Genomic DNA, 25,357 nt, shown 5'->3' on the forward strand with positions numbered 1-25,357 from the left:
CAGCGGCGCGTTGGACTTCTGGTCCAAGGCTCCACCGGAAAATTCGACGGGCCGCGCGCCCGTTTTTTTGTGCCCGATTGAAGGGTAGAGAACCAGATGACAAACGACCTGATAGCCAAAGCTGCCATTGACCGGCGACTGGCCGAGATCATCACCCCCGTGATTGAGGATCTGGGGTATGAACTTGTGCGCATTCGCTTGATGAGCGGCAAGCAGACCACGCTGCAGATCATGGCTGACAAGCCAGACGGTGGCATCGAAGTGGACGACTGCGCTGAGATTTCCAATGCGGTCAGCGCCACGCTGGACGTCGAGGATCCGATCCTTGATGCCTATACACTGGAAGTTTCCAGTCCCGGAATCGACCGTCCTCTCACGCGCCTCAAGGATTTTGAGACGTTTGAAGGCTATGAGGCCAAGATCGAGACCGCCGAGCTGATCGACGGCCGCCGCCGTTTTAAGGGTGAATTGGCCGGGATCGAAGGGGATGAGGTTCTGATCAACATCCCCGAGGGGGACGAGACGATCACCATCGGTTTGCAATTCGACTGGTTGAGCGACGCCAAGCTGGTCCTGACCGACGATCTGATCAAGGAAATGCTGCGCCAGCGTAAAGACGCCGGTGCCCTGAACGAAAACGCTTTCGACGAGATTGAGACCGAAGGGTCCGAAGAGGAGACGAACTGATGGCAATCACCTCAGCCAACCAGCTGGAGCTGCTGCAGACCGCCGAGGCCGTGGCACGCGAAAAGATGATCGACCCCGGTCTGGTTGTCGAAGCGATGGAGGAATCGCTCGCCCGTGCCGCCAAGAGCCGTTACGGCGCGGAAATGGACATTCGCGTGTCCATCGACCGCAAGACCGGCAAGGCGACCTTCACTCGCGTGCGCACCGTGGTCGAGGATGAAGAGCTTGAGAACTATCAGGCCGAGATGACTGTTGAGCAGGCGCGCCAGTACATGGAAGCGCCTGAGGTTGGCGACGTCTTCGTCGAAGAAGTGCCGCCGGTTGAAATGGGCCGGATCGCGGCGCAGTCTGCCAAGCAGGTGATCCTGCAAAAGGTCCGCGAAGCGGAACGCGACCGTCAGTACGAAGAATTCAAGGATCGCGCGGGTACCATCATCAACGGTGCTGTCAAACGCGAAGAGTTTGGCAATGTCATCGTCGATCTGGGCGGTGCCGAGGCCGTTCTGCGCCGCAATGACAAGATCGGCCGCGAAAGCTATCGCCCGAATGACCGCGTGCGCGCCTATATCAAGGAAGTGCGCCGCGAAGTGCGTGGCCACCAGATCTTCCTTTCGCGTACCGCGCCGGAATTCATGGCCGAGCTGTTCAAAATGGAAGTGCCGGAAATCTATGACGGCATCATCGAGGTCAAGGCCGTGGCTCGTGACCCCGGCTCGCGCGCCAAGATTGCCGTGATCTCGTATGACGGATCGATTGACCCAGTCGGTGCTTGCGTCGGTATGCGCGGCAGCCGTGTGCAGGCCGTTGTGAACGAACTGCAGGGTGAAAAGATCGACATCATCCCGTGGAACGAAGATCAGCCGACCTTCCTGGTGAACGCGCTGCAGCCCGCCGAGGTCTCCAAGGTGGTTCTGGACGAAGAAGCCGGCAAGATCGAGGTTGTCGTGCCGGAAGAGCAGCTGAGCCTTGCCATCGGTCGCCGCGGTCAGAACGTCCGTCTGGCCAGCCAGCTGACCGGTCTGGACATCGACATCATGACCGAGGCCGAAGAATCGGCCCGCCGTCAGAAGGAATTCGAAGCCCGTACCAAACTGTTCATGGACAGCCTGGATCTGGACGAATTCTTTGCTCAGCTGCTGGTCTCGGAAGGCTTCACCAACCTCGAAGAGGTTGCCTATGTCGAGATTGAAGAACTGCTGGTCATTGACGGCGTTGACGAAGGTACCGCGCAGGAACTGCAAACCCGCGCCCGCGAATTCCTGGAAGCACAGGCCAAGGCGGCACTGGATGCGGCGCGTGAATTGGGGGCCGAGGACAGTCTCATTGAATTCGAAGGCCTGACACCCCAGATGGTAGAGGCGCTGGCCAGGGACGACGTGAAGACTCTGGAAGATTTCGCAACATGCGCCGACTGGGAACTGGCCGGTGGCTGGACGACCGTCGATGGTGAGCGTGTCAAGGATGACGGTGTATTGGAGCCTTTCGGCGTAACGCTGGAAGAGGCGCAAGATATGGTCATGACGGCGCGTATCCTGCTGGGTTGGGTTGATCCGGCCGAGCTGGAACAGGCGGAAGAAGACGTCGACGGCGACGCAACAGACGAGGAGGTCGAGGCCTGATCTCGGGCTTCGGGTGGCGTGTATGAGTCGCGGTGGCGCCCATAAGGATCGGTCCGACGGACCCGAGCGCAAGTGCATCGCCACGGGCGAGGTGCAGCCCAAATACGGGCTGATCCGCTTTGTGACGGGGCCGGACGGTCAGGTTTTTCCGGATGTCGCGGCGAAACTGCCCGGGCGGGGGGTCTATGTGGCGGCGGATCGTGCCGCCCTGGACAAGGCCGTTGGCAAGAAACTGTTTGCGCGGGGGTTCAAGGCGCAGGTGTCTGTGCCCAAGGACCTGGCGGAAAAGGTTGAACAGCAGATCGCGCGCCGCGTTGTCGAGCTGATCAGCCTGGCGCGCAAGTCCGGCGACGCAGTCGCCGGGTATGAAAAGGTCAAGACGTGGCTGGACCGGGAAGAGGCGCAGGTGCTGATTCAGGCCGCTGATGGATCGGGGCGCGGCAAGTCCAAACTGAGCACGCCGCACTTCGGGAAATACATAGGTTGGCTGACGGCAGACGAATTAGGACAGGCATTTGGGCGCCAAACGGTGATTCATGCGGCCTTGGCCTCTGGCGGACTCGCCAAACGTGTTGTAGAGGAAGCGCAGCGCCTGCGTGGCTTGCGCGAAACGGATGACGGCGGCAGGGGCCGCGCGGAAGGGTAAGTAGCTTTATGAGCGATAATGACGGCAAAAAGACATTGGGTCTTCGTGGCGGGGCACGCCCCGGAAATGTGAAACAGAGTTTCAGCCACGGACGTACCAAGAATGTCGTGGTGGAAACCAAACGCAAACGCGTGGTGGTTCCCAAGCCGGGCGCAGCAAAGCCGGGTGGCGGTGCTGCACCTTCGGGTGATCCGTCGCGTCGTCCTGCGGGCATTTCCGATGCGGAAATGGCGCGCCGCATGAAGGCGTTGCAAGCGGCCAAGGCACGCGAGGCCGAAGAGGCCGCGGCGCGCGAAGCTGCTGAAAAGGCGCGCGAAGAAGAGCGCGCACGCCGCCGTGCGGAACAGGAAGCCAAAGAACGCGAACAGCGCGAAGCCGAAGAGCGTGCGCGTCAGAAGGCTGAGGAAGAAGAACGCAAGCGCAAAGAGGCGGAAGAAGCTGCCAAACGCGCCGCTGCCGCGCCCGCACCGGAAGAGCCCAAAGCGGCTCGTGCCCCGGCCAGCAAACCTGCGCCGGCAGCCACACCGCGCAAACAGGACCGCGAACGTGAACAGCGTGGCCGTGGCAAAGGACGCGACGACAACCGCCGTTCGGGCAAGCTGACTCTGGGTCAGGCGACCGGTGGCGAAGGCAACCGTCAGCGCTCGATGGCCGCGATGAAGCGCAAGCAGGAGCGTGCGCGTCAGAAAGCCATGGGCGGTGCCGTTGAACGGGAAAAGGTGATCCGCGACGTACAGCTGCCCGAGGCCATCGTGGTGTCGGAACTGGCCAACCGTATGGCCGAGCGTGTGGCTGACGTGGTCAAATCGCTGATGCAGATGGGCATGATGGTCACGCAGAACCAGACCATCGACGCAGACACCGCGGAACTGATCATCGAAGAATTTGGCCACAAGGTCACGCGCGTATCCGATTCGGATGTTGAAGATGTCATCAAAGAGGTCGAAGACAGCGAAGACGATCTGCAACCGCGTCCGCCGGTCATCACCATCATGGGTCACGTTGACCACGGCAAGACCTCGCTGCTGGACGCAATCCGCGACGCGCGCGTTGTGGCGGGTGAGGCCGGTGGCATCACCCAACATATTGGCGCGTATCAGGTGAAAACCGATGGCGGCACCACGTTGACCTTCCTCGACACTCCGGGCCACGCGGCGTTTACGTCGATGCGCTCGCGCGGTGCTCAGGTGACGGATATCGTGGTTCTGGTCGTCGCGGCTGACGACGCGGTGATGCCGCAGACGATCGAAGCGATCAACCACGCAAAAGCGGCCGAAGTACCGATGATCGTGGCGATCAACAAGGTCGACAAGCCGGATGCAAACCCGGACAAGGTGCGCACCGATCTGCTGCAACACGAAGTGATCGTTGAGAAAATGTCCGGTGACGTCCAGGATGTCGAAGTGTCCGCTATCACGGGTCAGGGTCTGGACGAATTGCTGGAAGCCATCGCGCTTCAGGCCGAGATTCTGGAACTGAAGGCAAACCCGAACCGCGCCGCCCAAGGGGCCGTGATCGAGGCGCAGCTGGACGTGGGTCGTGGCCCGGTCGCCACGGTTCTGGTTCAGAACGGCACATTGCGTCAGGGCGACATCTTCGTTGTAGGTGAGCAGTACGGTAAGGTCCGCGCGCTGATCAACGACAAGGGTGAGCGCGTCAAGGAAGCTGGCCCCTCGGTTCCGGTCGAGGTTCTGGGCCTGAACGGTACACCCGAAGCGGGCGACGTTCTGAACGTGACCGAGACCGAAGCGCAGGCCCGTGAAATCGCCGCTTATCGCGAACAGGCCGCCAAGGACAAACGCGCCGCGGCAGGTGCCGCGACCACCCTTGAACAGCTGATGCAGAAGGCCAAGGAAGACGAGAACGTGGCCGAGTTGCCGATCCTCGTCAAAGCCGATGTGCAGGGTTCTGCCGAGGCCATCGTTCAGGCGATGGAAAAGATCGGCAACGAAGAAGTGCGCGTGCGCGTTCTGCACTCGGGTGTGGGCGCGATCACCGAGACGGATGTTGGTCTGGCCGAAGCGTCGGGCGCGCCGGTCTTTGGCTTCAACGTCCGTGCCAACGCATCGGCGCGGAACACGGCGAACCAAAAGGGTGTCGAGATCCGCTACTACTCGGTGATCTATGACCTGGTCGACGACGTGAAAGCGGCCGCATCCGGCCTGCTGAGTGCCGAGATCCGCGAAAAGTTCATCGGCTATGCCGAGATCCGCGAAGTCTTCAAGGTTACCGGTGTCGGCAAGGTTGCCGGGTGTCTGGTGACCGAAGGCGTTGCCCGCCGTTCGGCAGGCGTTCGCCTGCTGCGCGACAACGTAGTGATCCACGAAGGCACGCTGAAGACCCTGAAGCGCTTCAAAGACGAAGTGGCCGAGGTCCAGTCGGGTCAGGAATGTGGTATGGCGTTCGAGAACTACGACGATATCCGCCAGGGCGACGTGATCGAGATCTTCGAGCGCGAAGAGGTTACCCGCACCCTGGATTGATCCCAAGCGGGACGGACGCAAAAAAACAGCGGCACCGATCGGGCCGCTGTTTTTGTTTGAAAAATGCCTCATTGCGTGTCGGGCTGGAATGTCCCGGAATGCAGGATGATGTCGAAATGGTGCATTCCGTGTTTCAAGGCAAAGCTGACCGAGTGCCCGGCCTTGCGCAGCCGTTCCGCATAGTCGCGGCTTTGACGAATGAATTCACCGGTGTCCCGTTCCCCCACTGAAACATGATAGCGGGGGCCCGGTGGGGGCAGGTTGCGGATTGGGGACAGATCGTTCACTTCGACCGGGGTCAGTTGCAGAGGATCATTCACGGATGTCAAACTGATGGGTTCCAGATCATAAACACCGCTGATCAGAAGCACGTCACGCACACGCAGCCCGGCGCGGGCCAATGCGCCGGCCGAGGTCGCCATGACCATGCTAGCCAGATGGGCGCCGGCACTGTGTCCTGACAAGGTGACCCGCGTCGGGTCGAGTCCCAGTGCCTCGGCCTGTGACGCAAGCCACAGGAGGGCGTCGCGACATTCGTCGACCATTTGATCCAGCCGCGCATCCGGGGCGAGCGTGTAGTTCAAGGTGGCAAAGGATTGCTCGGCTTCGATCAGCGCCGGGGCCATCATGGCCGATTCGCGCTGGCTGAGATCCTGCCAATACCCACCGTGAATAAAGACATGCAACGGGGCGCCGGCCCCCTTCGCGGGAAAGAAATCCAGCACCTGGGCCGGGGCGTCGCCATAGGTCAGGTTGGCCTGAACGGGCAGCTCGGCACGGGCTTGCGCACTCAGCGTTTGATAGCTGGCCAGATAAGGGGTCAGGTCGCCACCGATCATCGAACTGGGAGAGTATTCCCGCTCCAGTTCGGCTTGTGAAAATCCGCGATACAGCATGGCTCAGCCCTGCCCGCTGTACATCAGTTCCGTCCGCACATCATAGAGGTCATGGAAGAACCGCAACTCAAGTGCTTTTCGCAAGAAAGCCACGCCGCTGGAACCTCCGGTACCGGGTTGCATTCCGATCACACGTTCAACCGCGGTGGCGTGGTCAAAGCGCCAGCGTTGAAACAGGCTTTCCACATCCATGAGCTTTTCTGCCAGCGCATACAAATCCCAATACTTGTCCGTGTTGCGGAACACGTCGACCCAGATCTGAACCACGCGCGGATCACCGGAATAGGGTTCGGAGTAGTCCCGCTCGATCAAATCCCTTGGAACGTCGAACCCCTGCCGGGCCAGCATGTGCAACACTTCGTCATACAGGGACGGTTTGGTCAGGGCGGCGTTCAGCATCTCCATCACCTCGGGGTCATGCTCGTGCACTTTCAGGGTCGAGGCATCCTTGTTGCCCAGAATGAACTCGATCTGCCTGTACCCATAGCTTTGAAACCCGGAAGAATTGCCGAGGGCCTGCCGAAACGTCATGTAGTCGGCTGGCGTCATGGTCAGCAGCGTTTCCCAGGCCGCAATCAATTGCCGTTGAATGGCCTTGATGCGGTCGAGGTTTTTCATGGCGGGTCCGAATTCGTCTTGTTGCAGGAACCGACGCACCTCGACCAGTTGGTGATGCATCAGTTTCAGCCACAGCTCACTGACCTGATGAATGATGATGAACAGCATCTCGTCAGGTTGTGCGGGGTCCTGAAAGGTTTTTTGCAGGTTCAGCAGCGTCTTCAGTTGCAGGAAGTCGCCATAGCTTTTGCGGTGCGTTTCGGCGAAATCAGTGACTAGGGTGTCTTCGACCCCCCGTTGCAACAGACGATCGTCTTTGTTCTCGCCCATCTCATGCCTCCCTTGTGCAAGTTCTGCACCTGTCTAGGGGCTGAGGGTGCAACTTTCCAGCGCGTTAGGTCCAGTCCAGAACAACCTTGCCGGACAGGCCTGATTTCATCGCGGAAAACCCTTTGGTGAAATCATCAACCGCAAAGCGGTGCGTGATCACGCGGGACACATCCAGACCGTTTTGCAGCATGGCGATCATCTTGTACCACGTCTCGAACATCTCTCGCCCATAGACCCCCTTGATCGTGATCGCCTTGAACACGATGCGCGACCAGTCAACCGGAGATTTGCCCGGAGGAATCCCCAGCAACGCGATCTTTCCACCCATCACCAAGGCTTCGACCATCTGGTCCAGGGCGGCTTGCGAGCCGGACATTTCAAGCCCGACATCGAACCCTTCTTTCATCCCAAGCTCGGCGATGACGCCCTGCAAGTCCTCCGTGGAGACATCGACGGTCCGCACCGAGGGAACCACATGTTCGGCCAGTTTCAATCGGTCTGCGTTGATGTCGGTGATGACCACGTTGCGTGCACCCGCATGACGAGCGACGGCAGCGGCCATGATGCCGATGGGGCCCGCACCCGTGATCAGAACGTCCTCGCCCAGCAAATCAAAGCTGAGGGCGGTATGCACCGCATTGCCCAGCGGATCGAGGATGGCTCCGATCTCATCCGGTATGTCCTCGGGCAAGGGCACCACGTTGAAGGCAGGCAGTTTCAGATATTCGGCAAATGCGCCCTGTTCATTCACTCCGATGCCCCGAGTTCCCGGATCCAGGTGAAACTTTCCGGCGCGGCTCTGACGGCTGTCGGTGGTGATCAGATGACCCTCGCCCGAGCATCGCTGGCCGATTTCAAGCCCTGTCACGTTGCGCCCGATCTCGACGATCTCTCCAGCAAACTCATGGCCGGTGATCATCGGAACCGGCACGGTATGAGACGCCCATTCATCCCAGTTCCAGATATGGATGTCGGTGCCGCAGATACCCGTCTTGTTGATGCGGATCAGCACATCATCCGGGCCAATTTCGGGGATCGGGGCCTGCACCATCCACAACCCTTCTTCGGGTTTGGATTTTTCCAGTGCTTTCATTGTGTTGGGTCGCATATGTTTACTCCCACAAATCGGTCGACAGGTATTTCAGGCCGCTGTCACACATGACGATGGCGACGCAGCCGCCTTCTTCGGGGCCGCGCAGCAGTTCAATCGCCGCAGCAAGATTCGCGCCTGCCGAATAGCCGGCGAATATCCCCTCGGTCCGCGCCAGAAGCCGGGCGCAGTCCCGCGCGGCCTTCCCCGAAACAGCAAGGTGTCCGGCCAATTGGCTATCCTTCAAATGCACCAGATCATCCATGGCGTAACCGCCGCCCTGAATGGGATGGTCCGGGGTCGAAACCGGCTCACCGGCCAAAGCGCGCGCGCCCGCAGGTTCCACGGCATAGCATCGCACGCCGTGCCGGTTCAGATACTCTGCCGCTCCGGCCAGCGTTCCGCCCGATCCTGCAAAGTCGCAGAATGCCGTGACGGTGCCTTCGGATTGCGCCCAAACCTCGGGCCCGGTCCCGGTTTCGTGGGCCTTGGGGTTTCCCGAATGGCCAAACTGATCCGCACGAAACGCGTTGCGTGCGGCCGTGATGCGTTTCGCCTCGACATCGACCAGTTCAAGATCGGCCCCAGAGACTTCGCCGGGTTTGCTGCCGGGGGCCTGGGGCACGATGACAACTTCGGCCCCCAGGGCCCGCATCATACGTGCGCGTTCGATCGAGTTTCCGGCGCTCATGACAGCCACGAAAGGATGGCCCAGAATACCGCAGACAATGGCCAGCCCGGTGCCCATATTGCCCGACGTCAGCTCGACCACCGTTTGCCCTGGTGACAAAGTCCCGTCTGCGCGCGCCGTTTCGATGATGGACTTCGCCGCGCGGTCCTTTTTCGAAAATCCCGGCAGCAAGTAGTCAAGCTTGGCGATAATACGCCCGTTCAGCTTCTGCTGGGCGCACACGCGCGACAGTTCCACCATGGGGGTGCCGCCGATCACATCGATGACCGATGGAAGGATCATTCGATGACCCCCAGCTCTTTGCCGACCCTGCCGAATGCGGACAGGGCGCGGTCCAGTTCATCCCTGGTCAGAGCCGCATTCATCTGCGTTCTGATCCGAGCTTGCCCGCGTGGGACGACCGGAAAGAAGAAGCCCGAAACATAGACGCCTTCGTCGAACAGCCGTGACGCCATGTCTTGTGCCAGCGTCGCCTCACCCAGCATCACCGGGATGATCGGGTGTTCCCCGGGCAGCAGGTCAAAGCCAAGCTTTTCCAGCCCAGCGCGCCAATACTTGGCGTTTCCAAACAGTTGCGCGCGCAGCATGTCGCCTTCTTCGACCAGACGGATCGCCTCCAACCCGGCAGCGACGATCGAGGGCGGCAGCGAGTTTGAGAACAGATAGGGCCGCGCCCGCTGCCGCAGCAGGTCGATCACTGGCTGCGGCCCGGCGATATAGCCGCCGATTGCCCCCCCAAGTGCCTTGCCCAAGGTTCCCGTCAGAATATCCACATCGACGCCGAAATGATCGGGTGTGCCGGCCCCGTTCGGCCCCATGAAGCCGGTCGCATGGCAATCGTCCACCATGACAATCGCATCGTATTTATCGGCCAGTTCCCGGATTTTCGGCAGGTTGGCCAGATAGCCGTCCATCGAGAACACGCCATCGGTGGCGATCATGGTATGCCGCGCCCCGTCCTCGCGCGCCTGTTTCAGCCAGGCTTCGAGGTCGTTCATGTCATTGTTCAGATAGCGATAGCGCTTGGCCTTGCACAGCCGCACGCCGTCGATGATCGAAGCGTGGTTCAGGCTGTCCGAAATGATGGCGTCTTCCGGTCCCAGCAGAGGTTCAAACAACCCGCCATTGGCGTCGAAACAGGCGGCAAAAAGGATGGAGTCGTCCTTGTTCAGGAAATTGGCAAGACGTTGTTCCAGTTCGCGGTGAATGTCTTGCGTGCCACAGATGAACCGAACCGACGCCATGCCGAATCCTTTGGGCGCCATCGCTTGTGTCGCGGCCTCGATCAGCGCCGGGTGATCCGCCAGACCCAGATAGTTGTTGGCACAGAGGTTGATCACCTGCTTGCCGCCCACAGTGATCTCACCGCCCTGAGGCGAGGTGATCATTCGTTCGCGTTTGTAAAGACCTTCAGATTCGATCTGCGCAAGTGTGTCCGTGATATGGGACAGGAATGCATCTGCCATGGCGACCTCCGTTCAACTGAGTCGCACATCTAACATAGCGGATGAAATTCCCAAATAGGGGAAATTCAATATGAAGGAAAAATATCCGTGAAGGCGGAATTTCGCGGATGTCAGGCGTTTTTTACGATCAGAAATACCCGGGCTGGCCCCTGGGCACAGATGGAATGCGCAATGTCGGCGGCGTATCGGGCCGTGTCCCCCTGGTTCAACTCGGACACCGCATTGCCTGAAGTGACTTTGACCGCGCCTTCCAGCACGGTGAGCTGTTCGCGGGCACCGCGGGCGTGGGGTTGGCTGTTCAGGGCCCCGTCCTCGTCGAATTCGATATCATAGACTTCATGACCCCCGGCCTCTTCCGGCGGTGACAGGATGCGAATTCGGCAGTTCTGCCCCATATTGTCGATGCTGGGCACTTCGGAGTTTCTGAGCACCTCGATCTGGTCCGTGGCCTTTGTGCCCTCCAAGAGACCGGCGAAATCCACCTGCAAGGCGCGTGTCAGATTCCACAAGGTCGAGATCGTCGGGCTGCTTTCCCCGCGTTCGATCTGACTGACCATGGACCGGGACACACCGCTGAGATTGGCGACCACTTCCAGGGACAGGCCTTTGGCCCGGCGTGCCTCTTTCAGGCGGGCGGGCAGGAGGTTCAGGATATCGTCTGTGTCTTCCGTCATGACGGAATCCATGGGGGGTGCGCAACGCAATGTCAATTCCCGGCGTGACGGGACGTTTGGGGCGACAGTGCCATTCTGCGCATGCATAATGCAGCGAAATTCAGGAGGAGTAGCTCATGAGCGATATCGTTATTCTCGACGGTGCCCGCACCGCAATTGGCACCTTTGGTGGTGCGCTGGCTTCAACCGCGCCGATTGATCTGGCCACTGTCGCGACCGAAGCGGCGCTTGAGCGATCGGGGGTCGAGGGGGCGCAGATCGGGCATGTGGTGTTCGGTCATGTGATCAACACTGAACCGCGTGACATGTATCTGTCGCGCGTCGCCGCCATGCAGGCTGGCATCCCCAATAGTACGCCGGCCATGAACGTGAACCGCCTGTGCGGATCGGGCGCGCAGGCGATCGTGTCAGCCGTTCAGTCCCTGATGCTGGGCGATGCTGACTTTGCGGTGGCAGGCGGAGCAGAAAGCATGTCACGCAGCCCCTATATCGTTCCGCAGGCGCGCTGGGGTGCAAAGATGGGCGACGTCACCTCGCTGGACATGATGCTGGGTGCGCTGAACTGCCCCTTCGGCACTGGACATATGGGGGTGACGGCCGAAAACGTGGCGGATGAGCATCAGATCAGCCGCGAGCAGATGGATGCGTTCGCATTGGACAGCCAGACACGTGCGGCAGCGGCGATCGAGGCCGGGTACTTCGACAGCCAGATCACTCCGGTACAGGTCAAGGTCAAGCGGAACATGGTCGATTTCAAAGTTGACGAGCATCCAAAGGCGACGACTGCCGAAGCGTTGGCCGGTCTGCGCCCGGTGTTCAAGAAGGACGGGCGTGTGACAGCCGGCAATGCCTCGGGCATCAATGACGGGGCGGCGGCGATGGTGCTGGCGACAGCGGATGCGGCCGAAAAGGCCGGTTTGCAACCGAAGGCGCGCGTGATTGGTTATGCGCATGCAGGCGTGCGGCCGGAAGTCATGGGCATCGGTCCGGTTCCGGCAGTGCAAAACCTGTTGAAGAAGACGGGCCTGTCAGCGGATGATTTCGACGTGATCGAAAGCAATGAAGCCTTCGCCGCGCAGGCACTGGCCGTGAATCAGGAGCTTGGATTGGACGCGAGCAAGGTGAACCCCAACGGCGGTGCGATTGCGTTGGGGCATCCGGTGGGGGCCACGGGTGCGATCATCACGCTGAAAGCACTGTACGAGCTGGAACGTACCGGCGGGTCCAAAGGGTTGATCACCATGTGCATCGGGGGCGGTCAGGGGATTGCCATCGCCATCGAGCGGCTCTGACCCGGAAGGGGTGCGGGGGGCTGTCTGCCCCCCATCGCGCCAGGGCGCGATTCCCCCCGAGGATATTTGTGGCCAGATGAAGCAGGCGGGTTGGTTCAGCTGAGCGCGTTGACCAGCAAGACCAGTGCCGCACCTGCTGCGGCGCCGATCGTGGCGGGCAGAGCAAAGGACCAAAAGGTGGGCGTCTGCGGTTCGTCCTTCTGGGTCTGCGCGATCAGTGCGTTTTCGACCAGTGCCGGCAGACGCGGGCCGAAGCGGGCCAGCACCATTGCGGTTTTCCCAAAATCACGCAGGGCCGCCCGGGGGCCGATGGATTGTTTGATGTAGTCTTCGACCACGGGGCGGGCGACTTCCCAGATGTTCATATGAGGGTCGAGTGAGCGCGCAACGCCTTCGACGACAACCATGGTGCGTTGCAGCAGGATCAGCTCGGTTCGGGTTTCCATCCCGAACCGTTCGGTCACTTCGAACAGATAGCTCAGCAACCGCCCCATGGAAATATGCGTGGCGTCCATGCCGAAGATCGGCTCGCCCACGGCACGTAGAGCGCGTGCGAACTCGTCCACGTCCTGGTTGGCGGGAACATAGCCGGCTTCGAAATGCACCTCGGCCACGCGTTTGTAGTCGCGGCGGATGAAACCGAACAGGATTTCGGCATAGACCCTGCGCGTGTATTCATCGATATGCCCCATGATGCCGTAGTCATAGGCTATGATGTCTCCGTTCGCGGCCACCTTCAGGTTGCCCTGGTGCATGTCGGCGTGGAAAAAGCCGTCGCGCAGGGCGTGGAGAAGGAACAGGCGCAGGACACGTTCGGCCAGATCATTGCGGTTGTGACCTGCGGCATCCAGGGCATCATTGTCACCCAGCGCGATCCCGTCCGCCCAGCTGAGCGTCATGACGCGCCGCGCGGACAGTGACCATACAACGGGGGGCAGCCAGAAGCCGGTGTCGTCCTTGGTGTTGGCGGCATATTCGGAGGCCGCCGCGCTTTCCAGACGCAGATCCAGTTCGCCGCGCACGACACCGTCGAAATGCTCGATCACTTCCATCGGTCGCAGGCGGCGCGCGCCGGGGGCGAAGAGCTGGACGATCCGGGCGGCGAAATAGAACGCATCGACATCTTTGCGGAACGCGCGTTCGATCCCCGGGCGCAGGACTTTCACCGCGACATCCTCGCCCGTGCTGGTCAGCTTGGCCTTGTGAACCTGCGCAATCGAGGCTGCGGCAATCGGTTCGCTGAATTCGCTGAACATGTCTGAGATCGGCTGACCCAGTTCTTTCTCGACTTCGGCCATCGCGTCGGCTTTGGAGAAAGGGGGCAGTTTGTCTTGCAGAACGCGCAGTTGCTCGGCCAGTTCATTTCCGACGACGTCAGGGCGGGTCGAAAGCACTTGCCCGAATTTGATATAGGCGGGGCCAAGCGCCGTCAGGGCGCGCGTGGCCGGTGGCATACCGGGGTCGCCTTTGTAGCCAAGCCATTGAAAGGGTTTGCCCAATGCGTGGGCCAGAATGCGAACGGCGCGCGGGGCTTCGAACGCATCCAGCACCACGTTCATGGCGCCTGTGCGCTCGAGCGTGGCGCCTGTGCGGATCAGGCGGATGATGTTATGGGGACCACGCATGTGTCAGATTTTCCAGCCGGAATGCAGCGCGGCGATACCCATGCTCAGGTTCCGGTATTTGGCGTTTTCGAAACCTGCGGCGCGAACCATGTTCAGAAACGTTTCCTGATCGGGGAATTTTCGGATCGATTCGACCAGGTACTGATAGCTGCCATAGTCATTGGCGATCAGTTTTCCCATGCGCGGGATGACGTTGAAGCTGTAAAGGTCATAGAGCTTTTGCAGCCCCTCATTGGGCAGCTGGCTGAATTCCAGCACCATAAGACGGCCGCCGGGTTTCAGCACGCGGTAAGCCTCGTTCAAAGCTTCTTGCGGGCGGGTGACGTTCCGAATGCCGAACGAGATCGTGTAGACATCGAATGTATTGTCTTCGAAGGGCAGGGCCATGGCATCGCCCACGACCCAGTTCAGGCTGTCCGACATCTGATCTGCCTCGGCACGTTGCCGCCCTTCGATCAGCATCGGCTCGGTCAGGTCCAGCACCGTGGCGTGGCCGTGACCCGCGCGCTTGAGGAACCTGAACGAGATGTCGCCCGTACCGCCGGCCACGTCCAGCAGCCGCTGGCCGGGGCGTGGCGCCAGCCAGTCCATCATCGCGTCCTTCCAGACCCGGTGGATGCCCATCGACATGACGTCGTTCATCACGTCATATTTCGAGGCAACCGAGTTGAACACGCCCTGCACGCGCCCGGCCTTTTCGGCCTCGGGGACGGTTTCGAAACCGAAATGAGTGGTCTTGTCGATGTTGTCGGACATTTGCCTTGCCGTTTGTCGATTTTCGCCTCTGTTATAGGGCCAAGAGAGGCGGGCACAATGCGGCCCTTTGAATTAGGAGCCCTGTAATGCCCGAATTACCTGAGGTCGAGACAGTAAGACGCGGCCTGAGTCCCGCCATGGAAGGGGTCTTGATCGAACGGGCTGATGTGAACCGCCCCGATCTGCGCTGGCCGTTCCCCGAACGTATGGCCGAACGGCTGACCGGGCAGCGGGTGGAGCGGCTGCGGCGGCGGTCGAAATACATTCTGGCGGATCTCAGCAGCGGTGAGACGCTGTTGATCCATCTGGGTATGTCGGGGCGGATGACGGTGTCGGGTGATCCGTTGGGGCAATTCGTCCATGACCATCCCGCCGTGCAAAAACATGACCATGTGGTCTTTCATATGGCCAACGGCGCGCGCATCACCTTCAACGATCCCCGCCGGTTTGGCGCGATGGACCTGTTGCAAACGGCCAACGCCGAAGATCACAAGCTGCTGTCGGTTCTGGGGCCTGAACCCTTGGGCAACGATTTTCACGACCAACACCTGATCAAGGCGTTCAAAGGCAAGAACACCCCTGTCAAATCCGCCCTGCTGGATCAGGGAATCGTTGCCGGTCTGGGCAATATCTATGTTTGCGAAGCTCTTTATCGCGGCCGAGTGTCGCCACGTCGCAAAGCCGGACAGATTTCCGAACCCCGCGTGGCGGCGCTTGTTCCGATCATCCGGCAGGTGTTGCAGGACGCCATCGAAGCCGGTGGGTCTTCGCTGCGGGATTTCCGCCAAGCCGATGGAGAACTTGGATATTTTCAGCACAAGTTTGATGTCTACGGCCGCGAGGGCGAGGCCTGCCGGACCGAAGGGTGCGGAGCGCCGATCAAGAGAATCACCCAGTCCGGTCGCTCATCCTTCTATTGTGCGCAATGCCAAAGATAGCTTGATCCAAGTTTTTCGCGTGGTAAGGAATCGTACCTGAACGGAACAACCGGAAGCTTTCTCCTCATGGCTTTTGAGACGATCATCGTCGAAATCGAAGACCACGTCGCACTTATCAAACTCAACCGACCGGATGCGCTGAACGCGTTGAACACCCAGCTGCTGGGTGAGCTCTGCACCGCGCTGGAAGATGCGGACAGCAACGACAAGGTGCGCTGCATCGTGATAACCGGATCGGACAAGGCCTTCGCCGCCGGCGCGGACATCAAGGAAATGTCCGAGATGAGTTTTGTCGACGTCTACAACATCAACCTTTTTGCCGATGCGAATGATCGTGTGACCGCAATTCGCAAGCCGATCATTGCGGCCGTTGCAGGTTACGCCCTGGGCGGTGGATGTGAACTTGCCATGCTGTGCGATTTCATCATCGCGGCGGACACCGCGAAATTCGGCCAGCCCGAGATCAATCTTGGCGTCATTGCCGGTCTGGGTGGAAGTCAGCGTCTGACGCGGTTTGTGGGTAAATCCAAATCGATGGACATGAACCTGACCGGGCGTTTCATGGATGCCGACGAAGCCGAGCGTGCGGGTCTCGTCAGCCGGGTGGTGCCAGCCAAGAAGCTGATCGAAGAAGCCGTGAGCGCAGCGCAGAAGATTGCCGAGAAATCGCAGCTGACCGCAATGGCCGCGAAAGAAGCGGTGAACCGCAGCTACGAGCTTCCGCTGAGTGAAGGCATGTTGTTCGAGCGTCGTGTCTTCCATTCGATGTTCGCAACCGAAGATCAGAAGGAAGGCATGGCCGCGTTCCTGGAAAAGCGCACAGCGCAATTCCGCGACAAGTAAAGCGCGGGACTTGTGTGGCGGGTGGCTTTAGCCCGCCCCATATTCTTGGCCATGGTTCCAAGAATCAACTTGGCAATCTCTTTGAACTTGGCTAAAGACCCCCGTTATACATGCGCGTGCGGCCCGCTTGGCCCGACTCACACTCGTGATTTCTGATCCGGTGCGGATATGTCCGTGGCGCGCAACCCAAGATTAACGTACCTAACGAAGGTCAGATTCACATGGCAAACTCGCCTCAGGCAAAAAAGCGCGCTCGTCAGAACGAAAAGCGTTTCGCAATCAACAAAGCGCGTCGTTCGCGCATCCGCACCTATCTGCGTAAAGTCGAAGAAGCGATCGCATCCGGCGACAAGGACGCGGCGACTGCTGCTCTGCGTGCGGCTCAGCCCGAGCTGATGCGCGGTGTCACCAAGGGTGTTTTCCACAAGAACACTGCTGCCCGTAAAATGTCGCGCCTGTCTTCGCGCGTCAAAGCACTGGGCTAAGCTTTGGGGTGACCCTAGGTCACGTCAGAAAGGCTGAACCATTCTGAAAAGGCGCCGCACATCACGGCGCCTTTTTTCGTGTTGCCAGAAAACCGCGCCTTCACAAAACCGAGAGATTCTTTCGCCCAAAGACCCGAGTCAATATCAGAGTTTCGTTGCCGCGCCCCTCTCGGAATTGCTACGACTGATGTCAGCGATTCACTCGCTTGGGGGGACAGGCTGTTTTCCCGATCGAACTGACGGGCATCAGAGCGATCAGGGGACAATTGTCGACGACTGGCTTGAGCCAGGCTGCCGATCTGCCATGGAAGCCGGAATAAACCCGGTGATCTTGGCCCTGTCTAAAAATTGAGATTGCGACGTGCAACCCGATTTTCGGGACGTTCCGTTATTGCTGAGCGTCAGAACTGGGGTTGCCGAGCTCTTCGGGATGGTCCCGCCAAGCCGACTGGTTTGGCGACTGGATACCTATTGCGTGTGAATACAACACCGGGAAACCGGCTTCGTATGAATAAGGCTGACAGGCCAATAAGAATGGGATGCGTGAGGCGCTTAATGACACAAGAGAAATGGGGACTACTGCGTAACAAGTTGCTGAAGGCCATCGGTCGGAACAATTATACGACCTGGATCGAGCCTTTGGAATTCAAGGAGCTTCAGGACGGCGTGGCGGTTTTCTCGGTGCCGACCAATTTCATGGGCAATTACGTCAGCCAGAATTTTGCGGACCTCATTTTGTACGAGCTGAACACCGCAGGTGAAACTGTGCAGCGTCTGGATTTCCGCGTCGCTGCAAACTCACCTGCCCGACCCAAGCCAGCTGTCGATACGCCGCCGGTGGCAAAGCCTGAACCTGTCGCCGCGCCGAGCGAGGACCCGGCGCAGGATACATTGGAATCGCTTCAGGCCGCCCCGTTGGATTCCCGCTTTACCTTTGAAAGTTTTGTCGTCGGCAAGCCCAATGAACTGGCCCATGCGGCTGCGCGTCGGGTATCCGAGGGCGGACCGGTGACCTTCAATCCGCTGGTTCTGTACGGCGGCGTAGGGCTGGGTAAGACCCACTTGATGCATGCCATCGCATGGGAGCTGAAAACCAAACATCCGGAACTCAATGTTCTGTACCTGTCGGCGGAACAGTTCATGTACCGGTTCGTGCAGGCCCTGCGCGAGCGTCGGATGATGGATTTCAAACACCTGTTCCGTTCGGTTGACGTTTTGATGGTTGATGACGTGCAGTTCATCGCCGGCAAGGATTCCACTCAGGAAGAGTTTTTCCACACGTTCAACGCGCTGGTGGATCAGAACAAGCAGATCATCATCTCGGCCGATCGCGCCCCGGGTGAGATCAAGGATCTGGAAGATCGGGTGAAATCCCGCCTGCAATGTGGTCTGGTGGTTGACCTGCACCCGACCGATTATGAACTGCGTCTGGGCATTTTGCAGAACAAGGTGCAGCAATACAGCTCATCCTATCCGGACTTGGCGATTGCTGATGGCGTTCTGGAATTTCTGGCGCATCGCATCTCGACCAATGTTCGGGTGCTGGAAGGTGCCCTGACCCGTCTGTTCGCCTTTGCCTCGCTGGTTGGTCGCGAGATCGACATGGAACTGACGCAGGATTGTCTGGCGGATGTGCTGCGCGCCTCGGAACGCAAGATCACCGTTGAAGAGATCCAGCGGAAGGTGTCCGAGTATTACAACATCCGGCTTTCTGACATCATCGGCCCGAAGCGCCTACGCTCTTATGCACGTCCGCGCCAGGTGGCGATGTATCTGTGCAAGCAGTTGACCAGCCGGTCGCTGCCCGAGATCGGCCGCCGTTTTGGCGGGCGCGATCACACGACGGTCATGCATGGCGTCAAGCGCATTGAAGAGTTGAAGCTGACCGACGGCCAGATCGCTGAAGATGTGGAAATGCTGCGCCGGTCGCTTGAAGCCTGATCCGCGCCTGTAGTCTAGGAAACCGCCCCGGTTCCTCGGACCCGGGGCGTTTCTTGTGCGCATTAGTCCACGGTTGGATCAGAACTGGTGCTCGTCAGGCACGCTGCCCTTGACGCTGGACGCAATCCAACCCAGAAATCCGTAAAAAATCCTTGTGCCTCAGGGTGGAACCGCTAACGTGCCAGTCCCGCCCATGTCGGTACGCAAGTCAGAGGAATTGAGGGTATGAAGATCAGCATCGAACGCGGCACCCTTCTCAAGGCCGTTTCGCAGGCCCAATCCGTTGTAGAACGCCGCAATACCATTCCCATACTTGCCAATGTCCTGATCGAGGCGGAAGGCGATCAGGCGCTGTTTCGCGCGACCGATCTGGATATCGAAGTAGTCGACAAAGCCCCGGCGCAGGTCGAGAAAGCCGGTTCCACCACCGTGGCAGCGACCACTTTGCACGAGATCGTGCGAAAACTGCCCGACGGAGCGTTGGTCACGCTGACCGCCGACAGCGCGGCAGGGCGTCTGACGGTTGAGGCCGGTCGGTCAAATTTCTCGTTGGCGACGCTGCCGAAAGAGGATTTCCCGGTCATGGCGTCCTCGGAGTATCAATCAAATTTCACGGCTTCGGCTGCCCTGCTGCGACGGCTGTTCGACAAGTCGAAATTCGCAATCTCAACAGAAGAGACACGGTATTATCTGAATGGTGTCTACATGCATGTGGCCGACGGATCCGATGGCGGCAAGGTACTGCGCTGCGTGGCCACCGACGGCCACCGGCTTGCTCGGATCGATGCCGATTTGCCGGATGGTGCAGAGGGCATGCCAGGCGTTATCGTCCCGCGTAAAACCGTGGGCGAGCTGCGCAAGCTGCTGGACGATGATGAAATGGATATCGCGGTTTCGGTCAGCGAAACCAAGGTGCGTTTCGCCACGCCGGATATCACGCTGACCTCGAAGGTCATCGATGGCACTTTTCCCGACTACACGCGCGTTATCCCGCAAGGGAATACGCGCAAGCTGGAAGTGGATGCTGCCGAGTTCGCACAGGCCGTGGACCGGGTGGCAACGGTGTCTTCCGAGCGTTCGCGTGCGGTGAAGCTGCAACTGGATGGCGACAAGCTGGTCCTGTCGGTGAACGCGCCAGACAGTGGCGCGGCCGAGGAAGAACTGGCCGTCGCCTATGGTGATGAGCGTCTGGAGATCGGGTTCAATGCCAAATATCTGCTGGAGATCGCGTCTCAAGTGGATCGAGAGAATGCGGTGTTCATGTTCAATTCAGCTGGCGACCCGACCCTGATGCGCGAAGGCAATGATCAGAGCGCAGTTTACGTCGTCATGCCAATGCGCGTCTGATCGCGCGGACGCGCGATGCCTTCGGCGGGAGTATTTTTGAAAAGATGAAGGGAGGGGTCATGGGATTGGCCCTGACCGAGCTTACGGTCTCGCATTTTCGGTCTCACATGCTGGCGCGGTTGTCTCTGGACGGGCGGCCGGTGGCGATTCACGGGCCGAACGGGGCGGGCAAGACCAATATTCTGGAAGCGGTATCCTTGTTTTCACCCGGTCGCGGGATGCGGCGGGCAAGCGCGGCCGAGATGACGCGGCGGCCCGAGGCGTTGGGCTGGAAGCTGTCGGGACTGTTGCAATCGCAGGGTCAGAATTTCGAAATCGAAACCTGGTCTGAGGGGGGTGCAGCACGGCAGGTAAGGATTGACGGAAAATCTGCCACTCAGATTGATCTGGGTAAACTTGCCCGGGTGGTCTGGCTGGTTCCGTCCATGGACCGCCTGTGGATTGAAGGGGCCGAAGGCCGGCGCCGGTTTCTTGATCGCATTGCGCTCAGTTTTGATCCGTCTCATGCAGAGGCCTCGCTGACGTACGAAAAAGCGATGCGCGAACGGAACCGTTTGCTGAAAGAGCAGGTTCGGGACGCGCATTGGTATGCTGCGCTTGAGGGTCAGCTGGCCGAGATGGGGCATCGTATCCACGCAGCGAGATTGGCGGCGTTGAGCCATCTGCGGGTGGCGCAGGATCAGGCGGAAACGGCTTTTCCGTCTGCCGAGTTGGAATTGGTGCAGACCGAAGGCGCGATGCCCGAAACGGCTGAGGATTTGCGCGAAGCTTTGAATGAAAGCCGGTTCAGGGACTTGGCTGCGGGTCGGACTTTGGTTGGTCCGCATCGGTCAGACTTGTATGGCGTCTTTTCTGCCAAGGGTGTTCCCGCCAAGGATTGCTCGACCGGTGAGCAGAAGGCGCTGCTGGTTTCATTGATCCTGTCCAATGCCCGAGCTTTGGCCGCAATGGTCGGTGCGCCACCGATCGTATTGCTGGATGAGGTGGCCGCTCATCTGGACGCGGGTCGGCGCGCTTCACTTTATGACGAGATTTGTGCGTTGGGTGCTCAGGCCTGGATGACGGGCACCGGGCCTGAACTGTTTGAGGAGTTGGGTGACCGGGCCCAGACGCTGATCGTGACCGAAGGCGATGAGGGGTCGGTGGTGTCGGCTTAGGCCGGTTCGTTGACTTTGCGCTCCCACAGGAATCCGCGCATGACTTCATCGACCGGTGTTTTGGCCATGTGGTTGACGTAGTTTGACATGGTTTTTTGTGCCAGGCCCAGCACCACGTCCAGAACCGCACGATGCGAATAGCCCGCGTCGAAGAACGCCTGAAGCTGTTCCTCGGTCGGGTTGCCACGGGTTTCCATCACTTGCAGGGTGAAGGTGCGCAGCGCTCCGAGTTTGGCGGAAGGCAGTGGGGTTTCATTGCGCAGAGCCTGCGAGATTTCGTCTGATACCTTCATCATCTTTGCGATGCCGGTGTGCGCGGGCACGCAGTAATGGCATTCGTTTTCCACATTGATGGTCTGCCAGACGACGGTCTTCTCATTGTTGTCGAAATCGGTCTGCAAGAACAGGCTGTGCAGAACTTGATAGCCTTCAAGGTGCTGTGGGCTTTCTGCCATCACCTTGTGCAGGCCCGGCAAACGGCCAAAGGCGGCCTGGGACTTTTCCAGCAGTGGTTTGGATGCTTCGGGTGCGGATTCGATATCATGAGACGGGAAAGTGGCCATGTCGGAACTCCTGTTTCTGGCGCGATGGGTGGTATTTAGGGTTTCTTGAGTGATCACTCAAGTATATATTTGAGCGAACGTTCAAAAATTGGTGATGCCGATGCCCCGTAAACCCGCATATGATCGCGACGCGTTGATCGAGAAGGCCCGTGACATCTTTTGGCGTCAGGGCTGGGCTGGTACGTCGCTGAAGGACCTTGAGCGGGAATTGAAACTGAAACCCGGCAGTTTCTACGCGGCTTTCGGGTCGAAGGATGCGCTTTATGCGTTGACGCTGGAAAGCTACACGCAAGAAGGCGTGGCGCGCCTGAACGCCCTTGCTGAAAGACTGGGGCCGAAGGAAGCGCTCAAGGCGCAACCTCGTTTGGTCATCGAAGCGGTCGAGAACCCGGCAAAGGCTTGCATGTTGGCAAAGACATATGCCGAGTTGCAGGCGAAGGATCATGCGCTTGCGGATCAGGCCGCGCTTCACATGGCGGAAATGAAGGCGTGTTTCGCCGACCTGTTTCGCAGCGCCCAGGCTGCCGGTGAAATCCGGCCTGAACATGACCCGGATCGGCTGGCGGCCCGGTATCAGTCGGACATTCTGGGGCTTCGGTTGTCGGCCGAACGCAAGGATGTCGATGCGCTGGAAATCGCGGCGGATATCGCTTCTGACATCGACCGGTTATGAGGTGGATTCGGATGGGCAGAAAACGACCCGAGCACACACAAAATATTGGGGGATCGCGTGACAATCCCCACCAGAAAACGTATAAGGTACCAAAATAATATAGGTACTGACTGAATGTCCGAAGACGCACAGGCTCCTCAAGAATACGGCGCAGATTCCATCAAAGTTCTCAAGGGCTTAGAAGCCGTTCGCAAACGCCCCGGGATGTATATCGGGGACACGGATGATGGATCGGGCCTGCACCACATGGTGTATGAGGTTGTCGACAACGGAATTGACGAAGCGCTGGCGGGTCACGCCGATCATGTGACCGTGAAAATTCACGCGGATTCCAGCGTTTCGGTCAGCGACAACGGTCGCGGAATTCCGGTTGATATCCACCCGGAAGAAGGCGTTTCAGCGGCAGAGGTCATCATGACCCAGCTGCACGCAGGCGGCAAGTTCGACAGCAACTCGTACAAGGTGTCGGGCGGCCTGCATGGTGTGGGCGTTTCGGTGGTGAACGCCCTGTCGGACTGGCTGGAACTGCGCATCTGGCGCGCGGGCAAAGAGCACGTGGCGCGATTTGAGGGTGGTGAAACGGCAGAGCATCTGAAGGTTGTCGGCGAATGCGGCGATCGTACGGGAACCGAAGTGCGGTTTCTGGCGTCGACCGACACGTTCTCGAATCTCGAATACTCGTTCGAGACGTTGGAAAAACGGCTGCGCGAACTGGCATTCCTGAACTCGGGCGTGCGGATCATCCTGATCGACGAACGCCCTGCCGAGCGGCTGGAGACTGAGCTGTTCTACGAGGGCGGCGTAAAAGAATTCGTCAAGTACCTCGACCGATCCAAAACGCCGGCCATGCCCGAGCCGATCTATATCAAGGGCGAGCGCGACGATATCGGTGTCGAGATCGCCATGTGGTGGAATGACAGCTACCACGAAACGGTGCTGCCATTCACCAACAACATCCCGCAACGCGACGGCGGGACCCATGTGGCTGGGTTCCGGGGGGCTTTGACCCGGACGATCAACAACTATGCGCAGTCCAGCGGGATCGCGAAAAAGGAAAAGGTCAGCTTCACCGGTGACGATGCGCGCGAAGGTTTGACCTGCGTATTGTCGGTGAAAGTGCCCGATCCGAAATTCTCGTCCCAGACCAAGGACAAGCTGGTTTCCTCCGAGGTCCGTCCGGCTGTCGAAGGTCTGATGAATGAAAAACTGGCCGAGTGGTTCGAAGAAAACCCCAACGAGGCCAAGAATATTGTCGGCAAGATCATCGAGGCTGCGTTGGCCCGGGAAGCTGCGCGGAAGGCGCGCGAGCTGACCCGGCGCAAGACGGCGATGGATGTGAACTATCTGGCTGGCAAGCTGAAGGATTGTTCCGAGAAAGATCCGTCGAAAACCGAAGTTTTCCTCGTCGAGGGTGACTCGGCAGGTGGATCGGCACAGACCGGACGGGATCGTCTGACGCAGGCGGTTCTGCCCTTGCGGGGGAAAATCCTGAACGTCGAACGCGCCCGGTTCGACCGGATGCTGTCGTCTCAGGAAATTGGCAACCTCGTCATGGCGCTTGGCACTGGCATTGGCCGCGATGAATTTAACATCGAAAAGCTGCGCTACCACAAGATCGTCATCATGACCGATGCGGATGTGGACGGCGCGCATATCCGGACCCTGTTGCTGACCTTCTTCTATCGGCAGATGCCGGAACTGATCGAGGGCGGGTACCTCTATATCGCGCAACCACCACTGTATAAGGTTTCCCGCGGAAAGTCAGAGGTTTACCTGAAGGATCAGGCCGCTCTGGATGACTATCTGATCAATCAGGGCGTCGAAGGAGCGGTGCTGAAACTCGGCTCGGGTGAGGAAATCATCGGCCAGGACCTGACCCGCGTGGTCGACGAGGCGCGTCAGCTGAAACGTGTGCTGGACGCGTTTCCAACGCATTACCCGCGTCATATTCTGGAGCAGGCCGCCGTGGCTGGGGCTTTCGTGCCGGGTGCGGTGGACGCCGATCTGCAAGGTGTGGCTGACAAAGTCGCCGCACGGCTGGATCTGATCGCGTTGGAATACGAACGCGGTTGGCAGGGTCGGATCACACAGGATCACGGCATCCGGCTGGCCCGTATCCTGCGCGGTGTCGAAGAGGTTCGCACGCTGGACGGCCCGATGCTGCGCTCGGGCGAGGCGCGCAAGACCGGCAGCTTTACGCAGAGCCTGCAAGAGATCTACAACTCTCCGGCCACTTTGAACCGTCGTGATCGCAGCCAGATGATCCACGGTCCGCTGGACTTGTTGCGCGCCATTCTGGAAGAGGGTGAAAAGGGCTTGTCCTTGCAGCGCTATAAAGGCCTGGGTGAGATGAACCCTGACCAGCTGTGGGAAACGACACTGGATCCGGATGCGCGGACTCTGCTGCAAGTGCGCGTGGATGACATGGTCGAGGCGGATGATCTGTTCACCAAGTTGATGGGTGACGTCGTGGAACCTCGTCGGGAGTTCATCCAGAAAAACGCCTTGAGTGTTGAGAATCTGGATTTCTGATCATGTTGTAGCAAGTTCCTTTGCCAAACAGACCTGCGAATGAAGTCGGATGAACAGCTTTATCT

At 59.4% G+C, this 25,357-nt stretch carries 22 protein-coding genes; 13 read left to right on the forward strand and 9 right to left on the reverse strand.

The genetic code is table 11. The features are described from left to right. Positions 1 to 96: 96 nt before the first annotated feature. From rimP to infB, 4 genes are read left to right on the forward strand one after another with little or no spacing between them, the layout of a single operon-like run. Positions 97 to 687: a ribosome maturation factor RimP gene (gene rimP, locus ACR0A2_RS16030; RefSeq protein WP_152459779.1), complete on the forward strand. Its 591-nt coding sequence runs from the start codon at positions 97 to 99 to the stop codon at positions 685 to 687. Next, a complete protein-coding gene (gene nusA / locus ACR0A2_RS16035; RefSeq protein ID WP_480836053.1) occupies positions 687 to 2,306 on the forward strand; it encodes a transcription termination factor NusA in 1,620 nt (539 codons plus the stop codon). Before rimP ends, nusA begins: the two co-directional genes overlap by 1 nt. A 22-nt stretch (positions 2,307 to 2,328) precedes the next feature. Continuing rightward, the gene (locus ACR0A2_RS16040) at positions 2,329 to 2,952 is read left to right on the forward strand and encodes an RNA-binding protein (RefSeq protein ID WP_480836055.1); all 624 of its coding nucleotides are present in this window, start codon (positions 2,329 to 2,331) and stop codon (positions 2,950 to 2,952) included. A gap of 8 nt (positions 2,953 to 2,960) precedes the next feature. Beyond that, positions 2,961 to 5,435, forward strand: coding sequence for a translation initiation factor IF-2 (gene infB, locus ACR0A2_RS16045; RefSeq protein ID WP_480836057.1), 2,475 nt, complete (start codon positions 2,961 to 2,963; stop codon positions 5,433 to 5,435). A 68-nt stretch (positions 5,436 to 5,503) separates the two neighbouring features. Here infB and ACR0A2_RS16050 read toward each other — a convergent pair whose 3' ends face one another. The 6 genes from ACR0A2_RS16050 to ACR0A2_RS16075 all read right to left on the reverse strand — a co-directional run bounded on the left by ACR0A2_RS16050 (position 5,504) and on the right by ACR0A2_RS16075 (position 11,140). Beyond that, on the reverse strand, positions 5,504 to 6,331 hold the full coding sequence (locus ACR0A2_RS16050) for an alpha/beta hydrolase (protein ID WP_480836059.1): 828 nt from the start codon (positions 6,329 to 6,331) through the stop codon (positions 5,504 to 5,506). A 3-nt stretch (positions 6,332 to 6,334) separates the two neighbouring features. After that, complete coding sequence (locus ACR0A2_RS16055; RefSeq protein WP_152459784.1) at positions 6,335 to 7,219, reverse strand: tryptophan 2,3-dioxygenase; 885 nt, start codon at positions 7,217 to 7,219, stop codon at positions 6,335 to 6,337. A 64-nt stretch (positions 7,220 to 7,283) separates the two neighbouring features. Beyond that, positions 7,284 to 8,312 carry an L-threonine 3-dehydrogenase gene (gene tdh, locus ACR0A2_RS16060; protein ID WP_480836226.1) on the reverse strand — a complete coding sequence of 343 codons (1,029 nt, stop codon included), beginning with the start codon at positions 8,310 to 8,312 and terminating at the stop codon, positions 7,284 to 7,286. Between the two features lie 19 nt (positions 8,313 to 8,331). Next, a complete protein-coding gene (locus ACR0A2_RS16065; RefSeq protein ID WP_480836061.1) occupies positions 8,332 to 9,282 on the reverse strand; it encodes a PLP-dependent cysteine synthase family protein in 951 nt (316 codons plus the stop codon). After that, entirely contained in the window at positions 9,279 to 10,466 is a 1,188-nt protein-coding gene (locus ACR0A2_RS16070; protein WP_480836063.1) for a glycine C-acetyltransferase, read from the reverse strand. Before ACR0A2_RS16070 ends, ACR0A2_RS16065 begins: the two co-directional genes overlap by 4 nt. A gap of 110 nt (positions 10,467 to 10,576) precedes the next feature. Next, positions 10,577 to 11,140: a helix-turn-helix domain-containing protein gene (locus tag ACR0A2_RS16075; protein ID WP_480836065.1), complete on the reverse strand. Its 564-nt coding sequence runs from the start codon at positions 11,138 to 11,140 to the stop codon at positions 10,577 to 10,579. A 116-nt stretch (positions 11,141 to 11,256) separates the two neighbouring features. On the opposite strand from ACR0A2_RS16075, the gene ACR0A2_RS16080 reads away from it, so the two are divergent. Continuing rightward, positions 11,257 to 12,432, forward strand: a complete 1,176-nt coding sequence (locus ACR0A2_RS16080; protein WP_480836067.1) for an acetyl-CoA C-acyltransferase family protein — start codon at positions 11,257 to 11,259, stop codon at positions 12,430 to 12,432. Between the two features lie 95 nt (positions 12,433 to 12,527). Here the strand turns inward: ACR0A2_RS16080 and ubiB are convergent, their stop codons facing one another. Then, entirely contained in the window at positions 12,528 to 14,057 is a 1,530-nt protein-coding gene (gene ubiB, locus ACR0A2_RS16085; protein ID WP_480836069.1) for a 2-polyprenylphenol 6-hydroxylase, read from the reverse strand. A gap of 3 nt (positions 14,058 to 14,060) precedes the next feature. Beyond that, a complete protein-coding gene (gene ubiE / locus ACR0A2_RS16090; protein WP_480836071.1) occupies positions 14,061 to 14,813 on the reverse strand; it encodes a bifunctional demethylmenaquinone methyltransferase/2-methoxy-6-polyprenyl-1,4-benzoquinol methylase UbiE in 753 nt (250 codons plus the stop codon). An 86-nt stretch (positions 14,814 to 14,899) separates the two neighbouring features. Between ubiE and mutM the strand changes: the two genes are divergently transcribed. The 6 genes from mutM to recF all read left to right on the forward strand — a co-directional run bounded on the left by mutM (position 14,900) and on the right by recF (position 21,524). Then, positions 14,900 to 15,751 carry a bifunctional DNA-formamidopyrimidine glycosylase/DNA-(apurinic or apyrimidinic site) lyase gene (mutM, locus tag ACR0A2_RS16095; protein ID WP_480836073.1) on the forward strand — a complete coding sequence of 284 codons (852 nt, stop codon included), beginning with the start codon at positions 14,900 to 14,902 and terminating at the stop codon, positions 15,749 to 15,751. Positions 15,752 to 15,817: 66 nt separating this feature from the next. After that, positions 15,818 to 16,594 (forward strand): enoyl-CoA hydratase, encoded by a 777-nt coding sequence (locus ACR0A2_RS16100; protein WP_117870917.1) that lies wholly within the window; start codon positions 15,818 to 15,820, stop codon positions 16,592 to 16,594. A 221-nt stretch (positions 16,595 to 16,815) separates the two neighbouring features. Further along, complete coding sequence (gene rpsT, locus ACR0A2_RS16105; protein ID WP_152459792.1) at positions 16,816 to 17,079, forward strand: 30S ribosomal protein S20; 264 nt, start codon at positions 16,816 to 16,818, stop codon at positions 17,077 to 17,079. Between the two features lie 555 nt (positions 17,080 to 17,634). Then, positions 17,635 to 19,020 (forward strand): chromosomal replication initiator protein DnaA, encoded by a 1,386-nt coding sequence (dnaA, locus tag ACR0A2_RS16110; RefSeq protein WP_480836075.1) that lies wholly within the window; start codon positions 17,635 to 17,637, stop codon positions 19,018 to 19,020. Between the two features lie 225 nt (positions 19,021 to 19,245). After that, entirely contained in the window at positions 19,246 to 20,367 is a 1,122-nt protein-coding gene (dnaN, locus tag ACR0A2_RS16115; RefSeq protein WP_171727033.1) for a DNA polymerase III subunit beta, read from the forward strand. 59 nt (positions 20,368 to 20,426) lie between these two features. Further along, positions 20,427 to 21,524, forward strand: coding sequence for a DNA replication/repair protein RecF (gene recF, locus ACR0A2_RS16120; RefSeq protein WP_480620257.1), 1,098 nt, complete (start codon positions 20,427 to 20,429; stop codon positions 21,522 to 21,524). Here recF and ACR0A2_RS16125 read toward each other — a convergent pair. Continuing rightward, complete coding sequence (locus ACR0A2_RS16125) at positions 21,521 to 22,087, reverse strand: carboxymuconolactone decarboxylase family protein (protein WP_480836078.1); 567 nt, start codon at positions 22,085 to 22,087, stop codon at positions 21,521 to 21,523. The two genes, recF and ACR0A2_RS16125, sit on opposite strands and share 4 nt — an antisense overlap. A 100-nt stretch (positions 22,088 to 22,187) precedes the next feature. On the opposite strand from ACR0A2_RS16125, the gene ACR0A2_RS16130 reads away from it, so the two are divergent. Further along, complete coding sequence (locus ACR0A2_RS16130) at positions 22,188 to 22,760, forward strand: TetR/AcrR family transcriptional regulator (protein ID WP_152456614.1); 573 nt, start codon at positions 22,188 to 22,190, stop codon at positions 22,758 to 22,760. Between the two features lie 114 nt (positions 22,761 to 22,874). After that, positions 22,875 to 25,292 (forward strand): DNA topoisomerase (ATP-hydrolyzing) subunit B, encoded by a 2,418-nt coding sequence (gene gyrB, locus ACR0A2_RS16135; protein ID WP_152456615.1) that lies wholly within the window; start codon positions 22,875 to 22,877, stop codon positions 25,290 to 25,292. Positions 25,293 to 25,357: the final 65 nt, after the last annotated feature.

It is taken from the genome of Ruegeria sp. H8 (genome assembly GCF_056532905.1).

Bases quoted from the DNA above. Each gene is read 5' to 3' on its own strand.
- ACR0A2_RS16070 (WP_480836063.1), bottom strand. From the start codon at position 10,466: ATGGCAGATGCATTCCTGTCCCATATCACGGACACACTTGCGCAGATC.
- ACR0A2_RS16130 (WP_152456614.1), top strand. From the start codon at position 22,188: ATGCCCCGTAAACCCGCATATGATCGCGACGCGTTGATCGAGAAGGCC.
- ACR0A2_RS16075 (WP_480836065.1), bottom strand. From the start codon at position 11,140: ATGACGGAAGACACAGACGATATCCTGAACCTCCTGCCCGCCCGCCTG.
- ACR0A2_RS16125 (WP_480836078.1), bottom strand. From the start codon at position 22,087: ATGGCCACTTTCCCGTCTCATGATATCGAATCCGCACCCGAAGCATCC.
- recF (WP_480620257.1), top strand. From the start codon at position 20,427: ATGGGATTGGCCCTGACCGAGCTTACGGTCTCGCATTTTCGGTCTCAC.
- dnaN (WP_171727033.1), top strand. From the start codon at position 19,246: ATGAAGATCAGCATCGAACGCGGCACCCTTCTCAAGGCCGTTTCGCAG.
- rpsT (WP_152459792.1), top strand. From the start codon at position 16,816: ATGGCAAACTCGCCTCAGGCAAAAAAGCGCGCTCGTCAGAACGAAAAG.
- mutM (WP_480836073.1), top strand. From the start codon at position 14,900: ATGCCCGAATTACCTGAGGTCGAGACAGTAAGACGCGGCCTGAGTCCC.
- nusA (WP_480836053.1), top strand. From the start codon at position 687: ATGGCAATCACCTCAGCCAACCAGCTGGAGCTGCTGCAGACCGCCGAG.
- dnaA (WP_480836075.1), top strand. From the start codon at position 17,635: ATGACACAAGAGAAATGGGGACTACTGCGTAACAAGTTGCTGAAGGCC.
- tdh (WP_480836226.1), bottom strand. From the start codon at position 8,312: ATGAAAGCACTGGAAAAATCCAAACCCGAAGAAGGGTTGTGGATGGTG.
- ACR0A2_RS16055 (WP_152459784.1), bottom strand. From the start codon at position 7,219: ATGGGCGAGAACAAAGACGATCGTCTGTTGCAACGGGGGGTCGAAGAC.
- ubiB (WP_480836069.1), bottom strand. From the start codon at position 14,057: ATGCGTGGTCCCCATAACATCATCCGCCTGATCCGCACAGGCGCCACG.
- ubiE (WP_480836071.1), bottom strand. From the start codon at position 14,813: ATGTCCGACAACATCGACAAGACCACTCATTTCGGTTTCGAAACCGTC.
- ACR0A2_RS16065 (WP_480836061.1), bottom strand. From the start codon at position 9,282: ATGATCCTTCCATCGGTCATCGATGTGATCGGCGGCACCCCCATGGTG.
- ACR0A2_RS16050 (WP_480836059.1), bottom strand. From the start codon at position 6,331: ATGCTGTATCGCGGATTTTCACAAGCCGAACTGGAGCGGGAATACTCT.
- ACR0A2_RS16100 (WP_117870917.1), top strand. From the start codon at position 15,818: ATGGCTTTTGAGACGATCATCGTCGAAATCGAAGACCACGTCGCACTT.
- rimP (WP_152459779.1), top strand. From the start codon at position 97: ATGACAAACGACCTGATAGCCAAAGCTGCCATTGACCGGCGACTGGCC.
- ACR0A2_RS16040 (WP_480836055.1), top strand. From the start codon at position 2,329: ATGAGTCGCGGTGGCGCCCATAAGGATCGGTCCGACGGACCCGAGCGC.
- infB (WP_480836057.1), top strand. From the start codon at position 2,961: ATGAGCGATAATGACGGCAAAAAGACATTGGGTCTTCGTGGCGGGGCA.
- gyrB (WP_152456615.1), top strand. From the start codon at position 22,875: ATGTCCGAAGACGCACAGGCTCCTCAAGAATACGGCGCAGATTCCATC.
- ACR0A2_RS16080 (WP_480836067.1), top strand. From the start codon at position 11,257: ATGAGCGATATCGTTATTCTCGACGGTGCCCGCACCGCAATTGGCACC.